Source organism: Bacillus sp. ISL-35, assembly GCF_018613355.1.
Taxonomy (GTDB): Bacteria; Bacillota; Bacilli; order Bacillales; family Cytobacillaceae; genus Mesobacillus.
Genome location: NZ_JAGGQK010000004.1, coordinates 154,282 through 173,471, shown reverse-complemented (window position 1 = coordinate 173,471; position 19,190 = coordinate 154,282). Strand labels below are relative to the sequence as shown.

Here is a 19,190-nt window from a genome sequence, read left to right as displayed (position 1 = left end):
ATGAATTATACCCTGTCGTCACTTCTGCACTTCCTGCTGACTCCCCGGCAAAAAGATTCACACTCCCGGCCTCTGCTCCTGCTCCACCCATCGTCTTCACAGAAATCTCGTAGCTTCCCGCAGGAAGAGAAGGGATTGTTTGACTAATCGTAAATGTCTGGTTTTCACCTGCAGAATCTTTCATCCAATATTTAAGTGCATAGCTGCTCTCGGCAGGTGCCATCCAGGAATCGCTTGCGTATGAAAAATGTTGTATATCAACACCATCCCAATTCGCTGTTTCCACGTTCCATGACCCGTCATCCCAGAAACTTGTCTCAAACCCGCCGTTGTTAATCAATTGTACCTGTGCAAACCCTTGATTCTGATTTGAAAAAACCGAACCAAATACCATGATGAACGATAACATCAAAATAATACTCTTTACTCTTTTACCCATATTCCTGTCCCCTTTCAAGTAAGCGTTTTCAAAAACTTCAATAGAAAACATCCATCCTTTAATAGAATGGACCTTTAGGATAGTTATAGGAAGAAGCAAGGAATTTCTTCCTCGCTTCTCAACGTTTTTTCTCGACAATTCTTACTTCATATTTTTCCAGGGTCAGCTCCCCAGAAATCTCTTCTCCGGTCAGCAAATCTCTCACTTGTGATTCAAAGGTTACCGGCTGCTGCTCTTCCGTAAAGTTCATGACAAAAATATAGTCACTTTCCGGAGATTTTCTTGCCTGGACGGATACACCCTTACCATGTTTAACATCTGCTGCTGATTCAATTTGCAAGCGTTCTATCAATCCGTTGTAGAAATCGCGTTGGAACTCATCCTCCATTCGTCCTCCAATATAATAGGTATGGCCGTTTCCATATTTGTGACTGGTCACGGCAGGTGTTCCAGAATAAAAGTCTTCCTCGTAAACACCTTCTACTGCAGCCGTATTCAGTTCAATGATGGTTGCATAGTCTTTCAACTCATAGGATTGATTGCGATAGCTGACAGCATTTTTATCGTTCGGGTAATACGTATCGCTCTCTAAAGGTCTCATACCGAAAATCTCCTGGAGGTCTTGGTGCCAACCTCCTAAATATGTTAAATCATGTTCATTTACTAAACCGCTGATATAAGTCATCACTAAGGTACCGCCTTCACCTACGAAGGACTTCAAGCGGGATATCGTCTCTTCACTTACCAGGTAGAGCATCGGAACAATCAATAATTTATACTGGGAGAAATCCTGTTCTTTTGTTATGACATCCACTGGGATATCTCGTTCCCAGAAGGCCCTATAATGCTCTTGCAATGTCTGCGGATAACACTTTGAATCCATGCCGAATCCTTGCGCATCATTTAAAGCCCAGTTACTTTCCCAATCGTAAAGAATCGCCACATCAGACGGGCGATTTGTGCCGACGACTTCAGATAGCTTTTCCAGTGTTTCCCCTACCTTTGTCACTTCTTTAAATACACGATTCTCTGCACTATTGTCATGGTCAACGACAGCACCATGGAACTTTTCCGAAGAACCACGGGACTTCCGCCACTGAAAATACATGACACTGTCTGATCCGTGAGCGACCATTTGCATAGACGACAAGAGATGCATGCCCGGCCGTTTCGCTTTGTTCACCTGGTGCCAGTTTACTCCGCTTGGTGTAGATTCCAGCAATAGGAATGGCTGCTGTTTAAGGCTCCGGTACAAATCATCTATAAAGCCTACTTTCATTGCCAAATCTGCTGTCTTTTCCCAATCGTTATGCCAGGCTGGATAGGCATCCCAGCTAATCACATCGAGTTTCTCTGCAAATTTACTGTAATCCAGTCCCTGGAAAGGAATTAAATCATGAGTGTCTGCCATGAAATTCGTCGTTACCGGAATATCTGGTGTCAATTCCTTGATTGGAACAATTTCGTTTTCAAAAAATGATATCGTCTGGTCTGTTACAAATCTTTTCCAGTCCAAATTCAGCCCGTGAACCATGCTTTCTCCAATGGGCGATGGCGATTCAATCTGGGACCAGTCATTAAAAGTGTGACTCCAGAAAGGACCCCACCATGCGTCATTCAAGGCTTTAAGATCATGATTGTATTTTTCTTTCAGCCAGTTCCTGAAGGCAGTCTGACATGAATCACAATGACATTCGCCGCCATATTCATTCGAGATATGCCACATTAAAAGCGCAGGGTGCTTTCCATATCTTTCTGCCAGCAGGCGATTGAGCTGCTGCGTTTTATCTCGGTATACCTTTGAAGTAAAGCAATGATTATGTCTTCCTCCTTGAAGCTGCTTCACCCTGGAGCTATTGACGCGCAACACTTCAGGATATTTCTGAGACATCCATGCCGGACGGGCACCACTTGGGGTTGCCAGAATTACTCTGCCCCCGATGCCATGGATATCATCAAAAACTTTGTCCAGCCATTCAAAATTGTAGACTCCCTCTTCCGGCTCAAGAGTGCTCCAGGCAAATATCCCAACCGAAAAAGCATTGCTGTGTGACAGCTGCATCAGCTTTATATCATCAGCCAATATATCAGGCCGGTCCAGCCATTGATCAGGATTGTAGTCTCCTCCATGAAGCATGAAGTCCGCTTTCGTTGTATAAGTTCTTTCATGTTTTGACATAAGACTCTCCTTCTAACCATTTTTAACAGTTTGTTCTACCTGTTAACCCTTTGTTCCGCCAGCGGTTAATCCTGAAACAAAGTGCTTTTGCAGCATTAGGAAGATAACCGCTATGGGGATACTGATAAGAAGCGCCCCTGCAGCAAAGGTTGTATAGCTCGCACCCATTACTTCATTTACCAGATTGTATAATCCAATCGGCAAAGTATAGGCTTCAGGTGCCCTTAAAATTGTGGATGACAGAACGAAGTCACCAAGCGGTCCTGTAAAACCGTTCATTGCCACTACCGCAAGCATTGGCCTGGACAGTGGCATGATAATCTGCAAGAAAATCCTTGTGTTGCTTGCCCCATCAATCTTTGCACTCTCATCCAAATCCAGCGGAATCGAGTCCATGTATCCCTTCATCAAATAAGTATTCATCGGGATTTGTCCGCCAATATACAGTAGGATCAACAGCCAATGGCTGTTCATCATTCCAAGCATCTGTGCCAATACAAAGAGCGCGACGAGTGCTGAAAATTGCGGGATCATTTGCAGCAGTAAAAATAACGTCAAAGCATTTTTTCTCCCTTTAAAGCGGAAGCGTGAGAAAGCATACGCAGTGAAGGAAACACTGATCATTGAACCAATCATCGTAAAAATACTGATTTTCAAAGAGTTTAAATACCACTTTCCATACTGAAGACTTTCTTTTCCGGCAAATAATTCGCGATAATGATCAAATGTCGGGTTTTTAGGAATGATACTTGTACTGATCAGACTGTTACCCGGATTAAAGCTTGCCCCCACTGTCCAGAGCAGTGGGTAGATTATGATTACCGTCATGAAAGTCAGGATCGTATAGGATAGAATGAGTCGAAGGGTTTTATTTTTCTTCATATTTCCATTCATTCATTAAACCCCCTCTTTAAATGAATTTGTCCGCCTGAATTGCCACAGGGCAATCGCGATAACAAACACCGAAAGCAAAATAGTTAGGGCTGCTGCCAGAGAGTATTGACTTGACTGCATTGTCAATTTATAAATCCAGGACACCAGTATGTCGGTTCCTCCGGCGGTTGAACCAGGTACTGCAGGGCCGCCGCCGTTAAATAGATAAATAATATTAAAGTTATTAAAGTTAAACGTAAATTGGGTAATGATGAGCGGAGCCATTGCAAGCAGGATCATCGGCATCGTGATAAATCTGAACTTCGCGAACATAGACGCTCCATCGATTGTCGCAGCTTCGTAAAGATCATCCGGAATCGACTGGAGAACCCCAGTGGTAACAAGGAAAATATAAGGGAACCCAAGCCAACCCTGCATCAGGATCAACGCCGCCCTTGTCCAGTTCTCATCTGTCAGCCAAGCGATTGAGTCAATGCCAAAGGCTGCTAAAATATCATTATTAATTGCACCAAAACTATCATTAAAAAGACCAGCAAATATCAGGATTGTTACAAAGCCTGGCACTGCCCACGGCAACACTAAAATAGTTCGGTAAAACCTTTTAAACTTCAAATCATTTTGATTCACTAAAACAGCCATGAATATTCCAATGCTAACCTGAAGCGTAGATGCGACGAGCGTCCAGATCACCGTCCAGGCCAATACATCAAAAAAGGTAGAGCGCCAGATATCGACTGTGAAAATTTCTAAAAATGTCTGGAAACCAACCCAATCAGCCAGATTAGCTGGCGGGGAATGATATAAATCATAATTGGTAAACGCCAGAGCAAAGCTGAACAGGATCGGAAAGATGACTGCAAAAATTAATATAAACAGAGAGGGGCCACTAATTACATAAGGATAGCCCTGGGAAATTAAGTTTTGGTAATCATCCTTTAGCGAACTCGGTTTCTGGTTATCATCACGCAATGATCCATTTTTATAAGCATCCCGGAAATTCAAGTAGTAGAAAGCGAGACCAAAAAATGTGACGATAAGTGCAATGATCCCTTGAGCGAGCAGGAATATGGAGTTGTCCCGGGGCACCATTTCCCCTAATGTAAAAAGCCCCCAAAACCCCATATCCATTAGGTCTCCAAACACTAAGAAGAAGGACACCGCAAGGAAAAGGAACAAACCACCCTTGATCCATTGCTTATTGTAAATTTGGCCAAGTCCTGGAATAAGGGATAACAATAGGGCTAATTTGCGATGTTGCATTTTTTTCACCTCAATCATTTTAGACAGTTGAAAATGAAAAGCTTAAGTGCCTTAGTTTCGTTAAAAATCAAACTGCCCTTGTCATTACAATAAATGGTGTCAAACAATATGTGCGTTTGACACCATTTTTAACTGCTGACTATTCAATCATTATTTATGTTTAGCTTTAATTTGTCCTTTTATCGTTTCAACAGCCTGGTTCAATGCGTCTTTAGGCTCCGCCTTGCCTGTAGCGATCGTTTGCAGGGCTGCATCTGCCGGTGTCCAAACTTCGTTCATTTGCGGAATACTCGGCATTAATTCAGAGAACTGGGACTGTTCTGCCACAGCTTGTGCTGCTTCGCTTTCTGTAACGGCAGGGTCATCAGCTAAAGCTGCTACAGCAGGAACCTCTTGTGTTAATTCATAACGCTTCTTGGAATTCTCTTCATTCGCCAGGAAAACAACTAACTTCTCTGCTAGCTCGGCATTCTTAGAATATCCGCTGACATTGTAACTTTTCACTCCAATAAACGCACTCATGTTCTTACCATTTGAAAGCTCTGGCAATTTACTAACTCCATAGTTGACGCCGGCTTTTGTAAATGGCTCGATGTTCCATGGACCAGAAATAATCGCCGCGGCTTTTCCTTCAGTAAATAATGACTCTAAAACGTTGATTCCCTGCTCGCCAACGATTCCAGAAGGGAATAATTTTTCTTTATAAAACTTTTGGATATATTGAGCACCTTCAATTGCTCCCTCATTGTTTAGACCGATATCTTCCGGGTTATAATTGCCATCTGCATCTTGGCCGAAAATATATCCGCCGTAACCGCTCATGACACTGTTTGCATAGTAAATTTGATCAAATAAAGCCAGGAATCCAAAATTCTTACCATCTGTAACTTTCTTGGAGTAGTCATACCACTCATCCAAAGTTTTAGGCAATTCTTCTGCAGAAACAAGGTCTTTATTGTAATAAAGCATGGTTGTTTCTACAGCCTTTGGCAATCCGTAAACTTTATTGTCAACCATTTGTGACTGCATCGCAGCTTCAGTATAGATGGATGTTACATCATCACTAACATTCAATTGTTTGATCAATCCTTCTGTTACTGCTGTTCCAATCTGGTCCCCAGGCATAGTAAGGACGTCAGGGCCTGTACCAGCCGGACCATCTAAACGCAAGTCCTCGATTTGCTGGGCATATGCCTTTTCAACCACTTTAACTGTTACATTGTTATCTTTTTCAAATTGGGAAATGGCATCCTTAATGCCTTCACCTTTTTGAATATCTTCCCAAACTAGTAACTCAACATTTTTATCTTTTGGTGCTTCCTTTGAGGCATCTTCTGCATTGTCATCAGGCCCGCATGCAGCCAGCGATAAAGTTAATGCAATACCACTCATAAGACCGAAATACTTTTTGAATTTCTTCATGGATTTACATCCTTTCAAGGTTGGTTTTGGATTCCAGGAAACTGAAAGCGCTTTAGTAATTAGAATATAGCACCAGCAAGAAAAGATGTAAACAATTTTTTTACTTAATTTAGTAAAATATTTTACGAAAATACATTTTTGCTTCAGTTTGTACTTTTGCGTATAACCAATTCTGAGCCTATATATAAAGTTTTCACGAGTTTTCTTTTCTCTAACACTCGTTCCAGTAATAGCTCGATTGCGTTTTTGCAAATTAACTTAATATCAATATTAAAAGTAGTCAGCGGGGGAGAAACATATTTTGCAACACTGATATTATTGATGCTGACAACACTGACTCGGTTGGGTATTGAAATTCCATTTTCATTCAAGGCTTGCAGGCAGCCTACAGCAATCGGGTCTGCCGCTACCAAGAAAGCTGTTGGCAAATCATCTCCAAGCTCACGAATCGCTTTTGTCATGAGATAGTATCCATTATCAACGGAGAAACCTCTATGAGTGAAGATGTATTGTTCCTTCAACAAACCTTTCGCTTCCATATACCGGCGAAATACACGCTCACGCAGATCTCTCTCATCCTCATCTGTATTCGGGTTATGATACGTTCCACCAATCAGGCCAATTTCGGTATGCCCCTTTTCCATCAGAAAATTAACTGTTCTCCGGGTTATCTGTGGTAAGTCAGGTCTTACAGTATCGTAATGATCAGGGTCAGGTGTTGAATCAATGAATACACCATTCAACGTCAGGCTTCTAAGGTGAGCAAGTTCTTTATCTGAAAAAGTTCCCACCGCTATAAATCCCTCGATACTATCAGGGATTTGATGGATACCGTCATTGATTTTATAAGTGATGAGTTCTACATTATAGAACCTGGCTAATTTTTCGATTTCCTCCCTCATCGTTTTATAATAAACATCTTCAAGTTCCTCTTTATCAGTTAACCAGTATAAGAAGGCAATGTTCTTAACAAGTGTCCTAACGGCTTTCTTACGGTAATTTAATTGCTCTGCAACTTCATAAATTTTTTCCCTTGTATCATCTGAAACAGACAGACTCTGATCGTTGTTCAGCACCCTCGAAACCGTAGATATCGAATATCCTGCTTTTTCAGCAATATCTTTAATCGTTGCCATTTCATTTCCTCCATGTTTTTCCTTGATAAAATATTTTTAGTAAAACTTTTTACTAAATTTTACTACTCGAAATATAGAATAGTCAAGTCGCTTTCTTCAATGGTGCTTGAATAATTGTTTCAAAGTCCATATTAGGCTCTGCCTAACAGGAAAGACCCTTTTTATATTGCGTTCCGTGAGAATCTATAGTAAACTTTAATTAACTTAATTAAATTAATTAACAAAGTGTATGCTAACCTTTTACTTCATAGTAAAAATTTTAGGGGGCCATTATGAGTATAACAGCTGATTTAACAAGAAAATTTCAATCTATGTATGACACATCTGAAACTCCTAGAGTATTTTTTGCACCGGGAAGAATCAACCTGATTGGTGAGCACACTGACTATAATGGCGGTCATGTCTTCCCTGCTTCCATTTCATATGGTACTTATGCTTTAGGAAGAAAACGGGATGACCAGAAACTACGTTTTTATAGCATGAACTTCCCCGAAACTGGAATAATTGAGGCTGACTTGTCAGACTTAGCCTTTGATGATTCAGATAACTGGGCTAATTACCCTAAGGGTGTCATTCTTTATTTAAAAGAAGCAGGTTATGAGGTTCTCAATGGAGCTGACATCTTATACTTCGGTAACATTCCAAATGGAGCAGGACTATCTTCTTCCGCTTCCATCGAGCTCGCAACAGGAGTACTAATAACCGAACTATTCAATTTAACTTTGGAACGGATTCCGATGATCCAGCTTGGCCAAAAGGTCGAAAATAATTATATAGGTGTCAATAGCGGCATCATGGACCAGTTTGCCATTGGTATGGGGAAGAAAGACCATGCCATCCTGCTGGATTGCCAGACACTGGAGTATAAATATGCTCCAATTGCATTGGAAAACCACTCGATCATGATTATTAACACGAATAAACAACGGACGCTGGCCGGTTCAAAATACAATGAACGCCGCGCACAATGTGAGCAGGCATTAAAGGACCTGCAGCAGGGGCTTTCTATTGGCAGTTTAGGAGAGCTTACTATTGAGGAATTCGAGAAACACAAACATCTGATCAAGGATGAAATTAATCAAAGACGTGCAAAACACGCTGTCCATGAAAACGCGCGCACTTTGGAAGCTCTCGAAAAACTGCAGCAAGGCGATCTCGAGCGCTTCGGAAAATTGATGAATGAATCCCATGTCTCCTTAAGGGATGACTATGAGGTTACTGGCCTTGAACTGGATACGATTGTCCAGGCTGCCTGGGATCAGGATGGTGCCCTGGGCGCACGTATGACCGGGGCCGGTTTCGGCGGATGTGCCATTGCGATTGTGGAAAAGAACAAAGTAGATGACTTCCAAGAAGCTGTTAATTCCCGTTACCGTGATACAGTCGGCTTTGACGCCACATTTTATACTGCAGCAATCGGTGATGGAGCGAAGGAACTTATTGAGGAGGAAATATAATGAGTGTATTGGTTTTAGGCGGAGCTGGTTATATTGGGTCACACGCAGTCTATCAATTAATCGACCAAAATGAACAGGTTGTCATCATTGACAACTTAGAAACCGGCAATAGAGCAGCGATTCATCCTGAGGCAAAGTTTTATGAAGGGGATATCAGAAACATCGATTTTCTTCGCTCAGTCTTTAAAAAAGAATCCATTGATGCTGTGATTCATTTTGCTGCCAATTCACTTGTAGGTGAGTCAATGGAGAATCCGATTAAGTACTTTGATAACAATGTTTATGGAACTCAAGTGCTCCTAAAGGTTATGGTCGAACACAATGTGGATAAGATCGTCTTCTCTTCCACTGCGGCAACCTACGGTGAGCCTGAAACCGTCCCGATTACCGAAGCGGTACCGACAAACCCAACCAACGCTTACGGTGAGACAAAGTTGACAATGGAAAAACTGATGAAGTGGACGGAGCATGCCCATGGCATAAAATATGTCTCACTCCGTTACTTCAATGTGGCTGGCGCAAGAGAAACAGCAGAAATCGGGGAGGACCATCGTCCTGAAACGCACCTTATCCCTATTATCCTGCAGACCGCTTTAGGCCAAAGATCGCATATTACTATTTTTGGCGAGGATTACGACACTCCAGACGGATCTTGTATCCGGGATTATATCCATGTCGAAGATTTAATCGATGCCCACCTGCTGGCATTAAACTATTTAAGGAATGGTGGTCTAAGCAATATTTTCAACCTGGGCAGCAGCCAGGGATTTTCGGTGAAAGAAATGATTGAAACAGCACGAAGCGTAACCGGCAAGGATATTCCTGCCGAAATTGGTCCTCGCAGGGCTGGCGATCCAAGCGTTTTAATAGCCAGTTCGGAGAAAGCAAGGCAAGTACTAGGCTGGGAGCCAACCCGTACCTCCATCATGAAAATAATCGAGGATGCATGGAATTGGCACTCCTCTCATCCCGATGGATATCAGAAGGAAGTGTTATCATGATCCATCAGTATATAGCAGGCCTAATTCAAAAAGCGCAAGAGGCTGAACTCATTGAACCTGCTGACAGGATTTATGTACGAAACCAAGTGATGAGCTTAATCGGACTTGAAACTATTCCACAAGATAAGGTCCATCCTGACAATGACACGATTCCCAACCTTGTGGATAAAATTATTGCTTTTGCCGTAGGTGAAGCCATCATAGAAGATGTTTTTGATGAAAAAGAGATTCTAGCCGCTAATATTATGAACTGCTTTGTACCGATTCCCTCTGTCGTCAATAAAACCTTCAACGAGAGATATCAGGTATCACCAAAAGCAGCGACTGATTACTTTTACAATCTAAGTAAAAATAATAATTATATCCAGTTGAACAGAATCGCTAAAAATATTTCCTATAAGGTTGATACAGCATACGGTGTAATGGATATTACAATTAATTTATCAAAGCCTGAAAAGGATCCAGAACAAATTAAACGCGAACGAGCTATGAAACAGACCAGTAATTATCCGAAATGCCTATTGTGTATGGAAAACGAAGGCTACGAAGGACGAACTGGCTATCCTGCCCGTGCGAATCACAGGATTATACATGTCCCTCTTGAAAGCGAAAACTGGTATCTTCAGTATTCACCATATGTTTATTACAATGAACACTCGATCCTGCTATCTGAAGAGCATCGCGAAATGAAGATAGATAAGGCGGCATTCCAGCGGCTTCTCAGCTTTACAGACCAATTCCCTCACTACTTCATTGGTTCAAATGCTGATCTTCCGATTGTTGGCGGATCTATCTTAAGTCACGACCATTATCAGGGCGGTAACTATGAATTTGCGATGACCCGGGCTGAGGATGCATTCTCTTTTGAACTAAAGGATTATCCGGAGATATCCGCATCTGTAGTAAAGTGGCCAATGTCAGTAATCCGCTTAAAAGGATATGACAGAGACACAATTTCCAACGCAGGTGACCATATTCTGCAAACCTGGAAAAGTTACTCTGATGAAGCAGCAGATGTATTCGCTTTTACTGGTGATACCCCGCATAATACGATTACACCAATTGCCAGAAGACGGGATAGCATGTTTGAACTTGATCTTGTCCTCCGGAATAACCGGACATCAGAGGAACATCCAATGGGCATTTTCCACCCACACGCTGATGTCCATCATATTAAAAAGGAAAACATCGGATTGATCGAAGTAATGGGTCTGGCTGTATTGCCTCCAAGACTCAAGGATGAGTTAGCTGAGATCGAGGAATATTTGCTAGGCAATCCCAGCTCTGTTGAAGCATACCATCACCAGTGGGCGGAAGAGATAAAAGCAGCGTATGGAGAAATCGCTGACCGGAAACAGGCAGAGGCCATTTTACAAGAGGAACTTGGAAAGAAATTTGTCAGATGCCTTGAAGATGCCGGGGTATTAAAAGAGCAACCGGTATTTGAAAGATTCATAGACACATTAAATAAATAGGTGGAAATTACATGATAAGAGTCACGAATGAACTTCTTGGGAACTGGACAGAGTATACACTTACAAATGATAATGGAATCAGCGTTAGTGTACTGGATTTCGGTGGAATTATTACGAAAATCATGATCCCTGATAAAACTGGCAGGCTTGAGAATATCGTCCTGGGCTATAAAAATTATCAGGAGTATCGGACAAATCCAAATTATTTTGGCGCCATAATTGGCCGAGTCGCCGGCAGGATCAAAGAAGCTTCCTTTGAACTTGATGGCAGCACATATAATCTTGAAGCAAACAATGGGGAGAACCATTTACATGGAGGACCTGGAGGATTTCACCAGCTGATTTGGAAGGTCTCCCCTTTTGAAAAGGAGACTGAAGCAGGATTAAAGCTTACTATAAAAAGCCATGATGGTGATAGCGGGTATCCAGGCAACCTCGACGTTACAGTTACCTATACTCTAAATGACCAGGATCAGCTTATAATTGATTACCTGGCAACCAGTGATCAAACCACACCGCTTACGTTAACCAACCATTCTTACTTTAATTTAAGCGGAAATTTAAAGAACACCATTCATGATCATCGAGTTACAATGAACAGCAGCAAATATGTTGAACTTGACGAAAGCTTGATACCAACCGGAAAGTTGGCTGATGTTGAGGGAACTCCATTCGATTTTCGCAGCGGCCGCAGCCTAAGTACCGGATTGGAAAACAACTTTGAGCAGAACAAGATTGTCGGTAATGGTTATGATCATTATTTCGTTCTCGAAGATTCTTCAGAATTTCAGGCAATCATCGAAGATGCTAACAGTGGCCGTAAAATGTCAGTAATTACAAATCAGCCAGGTATGGTTATGTATACAGCCAATGCTCTGGAAGATGGCTTAGAGCTGGCTGAAGGCATTTCGCGAAAACATCATGGTGTCTGCTTTGAAACCCAAGGGTCTCCCGCTTCATTGCACAATGATCACTTACCGGGGATTCTTTTAAAACCCGGGGAACCTTATCAAAAACAGACTACTTTCACCTTCACCGTTATTAAAAGATAAAAATAGGCTGAACCTTTAAATAAAAGGTTCAGCCTATTTTTGTGACTGGATCAAAGAGTTCAATCAGCAGCAGCGATACAGCACCTAATAATGTTGCATCATCCCCCAGTCTTGTTACCAATATCTCAGTCTCTCTTGCTTCTTCCGTCAAAGCTCTTTGATGAATTGTTTCGAGCAGAACCGGCATAATGAATCTTTCACTCTTCATGACCCCGCCGCCTAAAACGATTTTCCCGGGATTAACCAAATGAATTAAATTTGTCATACCAATTCCAAGAATCTTCCCCGTTTCCTGGAGTAAACCAATACATTTTTCATCGCCTTGTTCAGCTAACTTGAATATGTCCTTTCCTGTACTTTTCTTCGGAATCCCTTCTATCTGTTTACTAGCTCTGTCTGCAATCGCCTCGCCACTAACTAATGTCTGCAGACACCCACGGTTCCCACACTCACATACTTCCCCGTTCATATCGATGGTCATGTGCCCCAGTTCACCGGCAATCCCCTGGGCACCATGATATAATCTCCCGTTCATGACTACACCTGCGCCGACACCACGCCCAACATTGACGGTGACCATACTGTCGACATCGCTATGACCGCCGAACCAGGATTCACCAAGAGCCATGGCCCGCGCATCATTTTCAACCTTTACCGTTAAATTAAACTCTTTCTCTAAAATTTCTTTAATCGGGATATTTCTCAATTTCAATATTGGCGCTACGAGTGAAGTTCCTGTTTCGACATCCACGACCCCGTGCATGGCAATTCCAATCCCAATGATCTTCTCTTCATTAATATTAGAAATCCCCAATATTTTATTGATGATATCCTTCAACCTGTATAGAAACTGCTCACTGGTTAACGGCTTCTCAAGCAGATTCGAAGTCCGGTGTATAACTTTACCTGTCAGATCACTTAGTATGCCTTCCACTCTTTCCGGCCCAGCATCAATACCAATGACATAAAAAGCTCCAGCATTAATATGCAGCATCGTTGGTTTACGCCCTCCGCTTGAATGGCCAAGGGTGCTTTCCCTTACCAAATCCTGATCAATCAATTCTTTCACTATGCTGCTTACTGTCGGAGGAGTCAAACTTGTTTCTTTCGCTATTTGGGCTCGGGATATTGGCTCAGATTTACGGATTTTATTTAGAATAATTGACTTATTAACAGACTTCATTAATTGAAATGTACCGCGCTGCATTTATAGCCTCCAAAAAATCGTTTATTTAATTAGATTATATCACAACATACTTAATTAACTTAATTAATAATTAAGAGTAATAAATAGCCTTAGGAATTGTAACTGCAATTCGAACGCACAGCTATTGAAAAAGAAACAGGAACAAAGATCATAGATGCTGCTGATAATCAGAAATGTCTATTCACAAGTTTCAATAAACAGTGAAAATACTAAAATGGCACGTTTCAATATCGCACTTACCAACACAGCGAAAAGGTGACTCCCCAAAAGAGGGTCACCTCGCTTTTGATCCGATAAAAAATTGGAGCTACTACCTGTAGTCTATCACTTAATCTCATCCGTACTCTTTAAGTAGAACACCTGGGACTGGAAATCTCCGCCCCTCTCGGCTTTTTTTCCATTGACCCCGTTAAACTCTGTTGGCAATGGCAATCCAATAGCCATTAATTCATCCCCATAAAATGTATTATTCAAACCTTCCGCTTCATAGACTTTGCCTTCGTCTAATCCGGCAAGGCGCAGGGTTTGCTGTTTTGGCGGATTTGCTGTTGCCAATACCTTATACCAGCCAATCAATGCCTCGGATTGATCTGGACTAACAACCATCCACGCAGTTTCGTTTTCGGAAAATGGGCTCACCAGTCGATAAAACTGGCCATCCCGAATTAATTTGCGGTGCTTTTTGTAAAAAGCGACCTGCTCTTTAATATCATTTTTATCCTCTTCCGACAGCTTCAGAGGATCAAGCTCATAACCGAAGGTGCCAAAGTAAGCAACATTTGCACGGGTTGAAATCGGAGTCGTCCTTAATGTTTGATGATTAGGTACAGCCGAAACATGTGACCCCATGCTGTATAAAGGATAGGCAAAAGATGTCCCATGTTGGATCTTTAGCCGTTCAATCGCATCTGTATCATCACTGGTCCATGCCTGTGGCGCATAATGCATCATTCCAGGGTCAAAGCGCCCTCCACCGCCGGCACATGATTCAAACAGTACATTCGGGAATTCTTGAGTCAAACGATTGTAAAGGTCGTAGACTCCCAGTATATAACGATGGAAAAACTCACCTTGATCTTTTGCCGCAAGTTTCGTTGAAAAAGCTTCCGTAATATTGCGGTTCATATCCCACTTGATATAGGATAAGCCTGTCTGCCTGATAATCGCAGACATTTTCCCATAAATATACTCAACGATTTCCGGTCTTGAAAAATCAAGTACAAGCTGGTTCCGTCCAAGGGTATGGGGCTGTCCTGGAACACCGACAGCCCAATCTGGATGCTCCCTGAATAATTCACTGTTTGGGCTGATCATTTCTGGTTCGAACCAGAGGCCAAATTTCACTCCTGTTTCAGTGATTTTCCTAGCTAAGCTTTCCAGGCCATTAGGCAGTTTATTCATATCAACATGCCAATCTCCAAGCGAGGAGGTGTCATCATTGCGTTTGCCAAACCAGCCGTCATCGAGGACAAACAATTCAATTCCTAAGTCACTTGCCGCTTTTGCGATATTAACTAGTTTTTCCTCGTCAAAATCAAAATAAGTTGCTTCCCAGTTATTAATCAATATTGGACGGATTTCCTTCTTCCATTGTGATGGAATCAGGTTATCCCCATAGAGGGAGTGAAAGGCCTGGCTCATTCCGTTCAAGCCCAGGCTAGAATATACCATGACTACTTCAGGTGTCTGGAATGTTTCCTGGGGATTTAATCTCCACTTAAAACCATATGGATGGATACCGACCGTCAATCTCGCCACATCATAGTGGTCGACTTCAACCTGCATGATAAAATTGCTGCTGTAAACAAAATTAAATCCGAAAACCTCGCCATGATGCTCCGTTGTGTCTGGTCGTTTCAAGGCCAAAAATGGATTATGATGGTGCGAGCTAGCCCCTCGGGTACTTGAGATCGACTGGATCCCCATCTCAAGCTTTCTCTCTTTCACATGCCTTTCACGTGACCATGTGCCGCCCAAGTGTATCATTGAAAATTCCTTATCAGGAAAATCAATGGATGCTCCCATTAGACGCTCAAGTGAAAGTCTTGCTTCCCCTTCATTTTTCAAGGAAGCACTTCTAGTAATGACTGGCTTGTCAGCGAAAATAGTATAGTTGAGCACAAGCTCTGCCTGAAGATATTCATCCTTTAATACGATTTGCAGTGTGCTTGCTTCCTCATTATGTTCCGTATAGGTCGCAGGCAGTCCTTCTAGACCCGGCTTGCCCCCCTGTATTTTGAATGAATCATATTTAAAATCAGGTATATGATTTTCGCCGAGCTTATTGACACTAATCGCCGGTTCGCGGAAATCCGAGTTTCCATAAGCAGGATATTCCTGGCGCAGTGTTTCCAGACTAAACGCTGGGTCATCCTTATATATATGGCAGCTTGCTGCTGTAGGTACATCATAGGTTTGCAGGTGTGCAAAATCAGCACGGTGCCTGATCGCCTTTCCGTAATACAGATGTCCCAGCTGTCCATTTTTCATGACATGAAAAATATAGCTAACCTTTCCATTTGTTAGATGGAATTGTTTTTTCTCCTCGTTCACTTTAATTAGCATAACGGCTCTCCTTTATATAAAGCAAAGAGCCTGGAAACCTCTAGGCTCTTTACTTGTATTAAATTCTCTCAATCTTAAATTCAAATTCCATATCCTGTTCAGCAGATATTAGATACTCATCGTGAACTGGGGCACCCCAACTGTCATCTCCACCAACACCCATTTGCTTTCCGGCCACTGTAATTACACTGTAATGGATTGGCGGAAGCTCATATACGTGCTGGGCACTTTCTAGCTCGAAGGCAGTGTACGGGGAAACATTGCAGTCGAGAGACTCATCGATAGACGAAATCCTGATTCCCTGTCCCTTTTTATTCGTAACACTAAGCCTGCGAACCCCTGTCCGATTCCCCGATTCCTGCGGCATGACATAGCCTGAAAGATTATCGGCTACCTGTTTTTTGAAAATTCCTAGTCTTGCTCCCATAGAACGGTCTGAATAGTTCTCTTCAGGACCCATTGCATACCATTCAAGCTGGTCGTAGTCAGCAGAAGTCTTGAATGACAGCGCAAAAATCGGCAGCTGCGGAAGGTTTTGTGCGCCGTGGAAAGTGGATTTAACATGAACACTTCCGTCACTTAAAACAGTATACATCACCTTTACCTCAACCTCTGAACTGACTGAAAAGTTATAAGTAAAGCCGATGCTGATTTGATTGCGCTCTTCCTCAACCGTTATTCCCACACATTTACGAGCCAGGCTTGCCGCAAACCATAGACCTGAGTGATAACCCTGAGCATAGCCCCGGTCGTTATCAGTAGTTGCCCTCCAGAATAATGGCGCAGGCGGCAGTGCAATCATTTCTCTGCCAGCATAGTTCAATGATACAAGGCTTCCAACCTGTTTTGAGAAAATCACCGAGAAATCACGGCCGTGAACGCCTATATTGACATCTCCATGAACGACACGAAGCTCACCTTCAACAGCAGGCTGTTCCTCAGCTTTTACCTCAAAAACATATTGTCCGAAAGCAACCTCATGGCCTGCGTACGCCCAAACCGTCTTCTCTTTCAATTTGAAAGCTGTTTGAATGGAATACTCTCCAGGAGCAGCCGCAATATCAGCAGGGAATTTGAATTCTGCTCTTCCCTCGCTTTGAGGTTTAACATTCACCTCAAGCTGATCACGGTAAACCTCTTTCCCTTCAAGCAGCAAGCTATATTCAAGTACATAATCCGCTGTATCAGTAAAAAGGTTCTCATTGATAATTCTTACACCGTCAGAGTCCGGTACAAGTTTGATGCTCTGATATAGGAATTTAACTTCCTGCATCTTAGGAGAAAGCTCACGGTTTGCGTAGACAATCCCGTTTGTGCAGAACCCATAATCTGTTGGCCTGTCACCAAAGTCACCGCCATAAGCTAAAAATTCTTTTCCATAGCGATCCTTTTTAATCAGCGATTGGTCAATATAGTCCCAAATGAATCCGCCTTGATACATTGGGTATTTCTGCTCGAGCTCTGTGTATTTATGCATGCCTCCAAGCGAGTTGCCCATCGCATGCATGTACTCGCAGCTGATATAAGGCTTTTCAGGATCTTCACTTAAATACTTTTCAATGTCTGCCGGTTTTGCATACATCCGGCTTTCCATATCGCTCGTTTCACGGTAATCAGGAGTGTAGAATACTCCTTCATAATGAACGAGGCGTCCTGGATCTGCCTTTTTAAAATAACGGGAAACATTCAGAATCACTTCGCCGCCATAAGACTCGTTGCCACACGACCAAATTAGAATGGATGGGTGGTTCTTATCCCGTTCATACATCGATATTGCTCGGTCCATGACAATATCTTCCCATTCCGGTTTGTTGCCTGGAATGTTCCACGAAGACTCTACCTGGCCCATTTTTTGCCATGAACCATGTGTTTCAAGATTCATTTCATCAATAACATAGACGCCATACTTATCGCATAGCTGATACCAATAGCTCTGATTCGGGTAATGAGAAGTCCTTACGGCATTAATATTGTTCTGCTTAAGCGTCTTGATATCCCAGAGCATATCCTCCCTCGAAATCGTCCTTCCTGTATAGCAATTGAATTCATGGCGGTTGACTCCCTTGAACACAATCCGCTCTCCGTTCAAATGCATGATTTTATTGATCATTTCAAAACGCCTGAAACCAACTTTTTGCGGGATGACCTCTACTAAGCTTCCACCTTCGTTATAAACGTGAATCAATAATTGATAAAGATATGGGTTTTCAGCACTCCAGAGCTTCGGCTGGTCGACAGCAATTGAAATTGATGTCATGGCCTCACCTATTTCACCATTTTGCGAAGCAACCAGATCACCTTTTGAATCATACAGCTCGGCTGTCACCTTTGATGGCTGTCCTGCCAAAAACTTAAGGTCTGCCAACATCGTCCCTTTTGTATAAGATTCATCCAGCTCACCACGGATATTGGCATCAAAAACATGGATTTCAGGAATTGTGTAAAGATACACATCACGGAAGATGCCTGAGAATCGCCAGAAATCCTGATCCTCGAGCCAACTGCCCGTACTGCGCTGGTAAACCTCAACAGCCAGCTTATTCTCCCCTTCTGCAATATATGGGGTCAGGTCAAAGTCTGCTGGAGTGAATGAATCCTCACTATAGCCGACAAACTCACCATTTAACCAAACGTAAAACGCGGATTCCACACCCTGGAAAGAAATATAAACCGGTTTGTTTTGCATGTTAGCTGGAAGAGTAAACATTTTCACATAACTTCCGACTGGATTATGGTCCGCTGGAATTTCGGGCGGAAGAATATCGGCGATGCCATCCCAAGGATACATCGTGTTCACATATTGCGGCTGGCCGTGGCCTTGAAGCTGAATATGCCCAGGCACCGTGATGTCTCCCCACACAGAACTATCGAAGTCCCTTTTATAAAAATGCTCAGGACGGTGAGCCGGATTAATTGAATAATGGAATTTCCAAGCACCATTCAATACATGTCTCATTGACATAGGTTGACCACTCTTCGCTTCTTCCACCGTTTCAAAGTATTCGTGATCTGAATGGGCACGGACTCGATTTACAGCAAAAACTTGAACATCTGAAAGCCACTCTATTTTAGGAATTGTCATTCTAACAAGCTCCCTTTCTAT

12 protein-coding genes are annotated in these 19,190 nt (G+C 42.5%); 4 read left to right on the top strand and 8 right to left on the bottom strand.

Annotated elements, in window-relative coordinates:
• Positions 1-557: 557 nt before the first annotated feature.
• From J7E38_RS06960 to J7E38_RS06940, 5 genes are all read right to left on the bottom strand, one after another.
• Positions 558-2,618 (bottom strand): beta-galactosidase GanA, encoded by a 2,061-nt coding sequence (locus J7E38_RS06960; protein WP_285291712.1) that lies wholly within the window; start codon positions 2,616-2,618, stop codon positions 558-560.
• Positions 2,619-2,660: 42 nt separating this feature from the next.
• The gene (ganQ, locus tag J7E38_RS06955; RefSeq protein ID WP_214706071.1) at positions 2,661-3,512 is read right to left on the bottom strand and encodes a galactooligosaccharide ABC transporter permease GanQ; all 852 of its coding nucleotides are present in this window, start codon (positions 3,510-3,512) and stop codon (positions 2,661-2,663) included.
• Positions 3,513-3,515: 3 nt separating this feature from the next.
• Entirely contained in the window at positions 3,516-4,772 is a 1,257-nt protein-coding gene (gene ganP, locus J7E38_RS06950) for a galactooligosaccharide ABC transporter permease GanP (protein ID WP_214706070.1), read from the bottom strand.
• 150 nt (positions 4,773-4,922) lie between these two features.
• Positions 4,923-6,194, bottom strand: a complete 1,272-nt coding sequence (gene ganS, locus J7E38_RS06945; protein WP_214706069.1) for an arabinogalactan oligomer ABC transporter substrate-binding protein GanS — start codon at positions 6,192-6,194, stop codon at positions 4,923-4,925.
• Positions 6,195-6,337: 143 nt separating this feature from the next.
• Positions 6,338-7,330, bottom strand: coding sequence for a galactan degradation operon transcriptional regulator GanR (locus J7E38_RS06940; RefSeq protein WP_214706068.1), 993 nt, complete (start codon positions 7,328-7,330; stop codon positions 6,338-6,340).
• 272 nt (positions 7,331-7,602) lie between these two features.
• Between J7E38_RS06940 and J7E38_RS06935 the strand changes: the two genes are divergently transcribed.
• The 4 genes from J7E38_RS06935 to J7E38_RS06920 are packed head-to-tail and all read left to right on the top strand — an operon-like array spanning position 7,603 to position 12,315.
• On the top strand, positions 7,603-8,787 hold the full coding sequence (locus J7E38_RS06935) for a galactokinase (RefSeq protein WP_214706067.1): 1,185 nt from the start codon (positions 7,603-7,605) through the stop codon (positions 8,785-8,787).
• The gene (gene galE, locus J7E38_RS06930) at positions 8,787-9,788 is read left to right on the top strand and encodes a UDP-glucose 4-epimerase GalE (protein WP_214706066.1); all 1,002 of its coding nucleotides are present in this window, start codon (positions 8,787-8,789) and stop codon (positions 9,786-9,788) included. Before J7E38_RS06935 ends, galE begins: the two co-directional genes overlap by 1 nt.
• On the top strand, positions 9,785-11,263 hold the full coding sequence (gene galT, locus J7E38_RS06925) for a UDP-glucose--hexose-1-phosphate uridylyltransferase (protein WP_214706065.1): 1,479 nt from the start codon (positions 9,785-9,787) through the stop codon (positions 11,261-11,263). The genes galE and galT overlap by 4 nt, the downstream gene beginning before the upstream one ends.
• A gap of 11 nt (positions 11,264-11,274) precedes the next feature.
• The gene (locus J7E38_RS06920; RefSeq protein WP_214706064.1) at positions 11,275-12,315 is read left to right on the top strand and encodes an aldose epimerase family protein; all 1,041 of its coding nucleotides are present in this window, start codon (positions 11,275-11,277) and stop codon (positions 12,313-12,315) included.
• Between the two features lie 28 nt (positions 12,316-12,343).
• On the opposite strand, the gene J7E38_RS06915 is transcribed toward J7E38_RS06920, so the two are convergent.
• The 3 genes from J7E38_RS06915 to lacZ form a co-directional block, all read right to left on the bottom strand.
• A complete protein-coding gene (locus J7E38_RS06915; RefSeq protein WP_214706063.1) occupies positions 12,344-13,522 on the bottom strand; it encodes an ROK family transcriptional regulator in 1,179 nt (392 codons plus the stop codon).
• A 324-nt stretch (positions 13,523-13,846) separates the two neighbouring features.
• Complete coding sequence (locus J7E38_RS06910; protein ID WP_214706062.1) at positions 13,847-16,087, bottom strand: alpha-galactosidase; 2,241 nt, start codon at positions 16,085-16,087, stop codon at positions 13,847-13,849.
• A gap of 58 nt (positions 16,088-16,145) precedes the next feature.
• Positions 16,146-19,169 carry a beta-galactosidase, LacZ type gene (gene lacZ, locus J7E38_RS06905; protein ID WP_214706061.1) on the bottom strand — a complete coding sequence of 1,008 codons (3,024 nt, stop codon included), beginning with the start codon at positions 19,167-19,169 and terminating at the stop codon, positions 16,146-16,148.
• Positions 19,170-19,190: the final 21 nt, after the last annotated feature.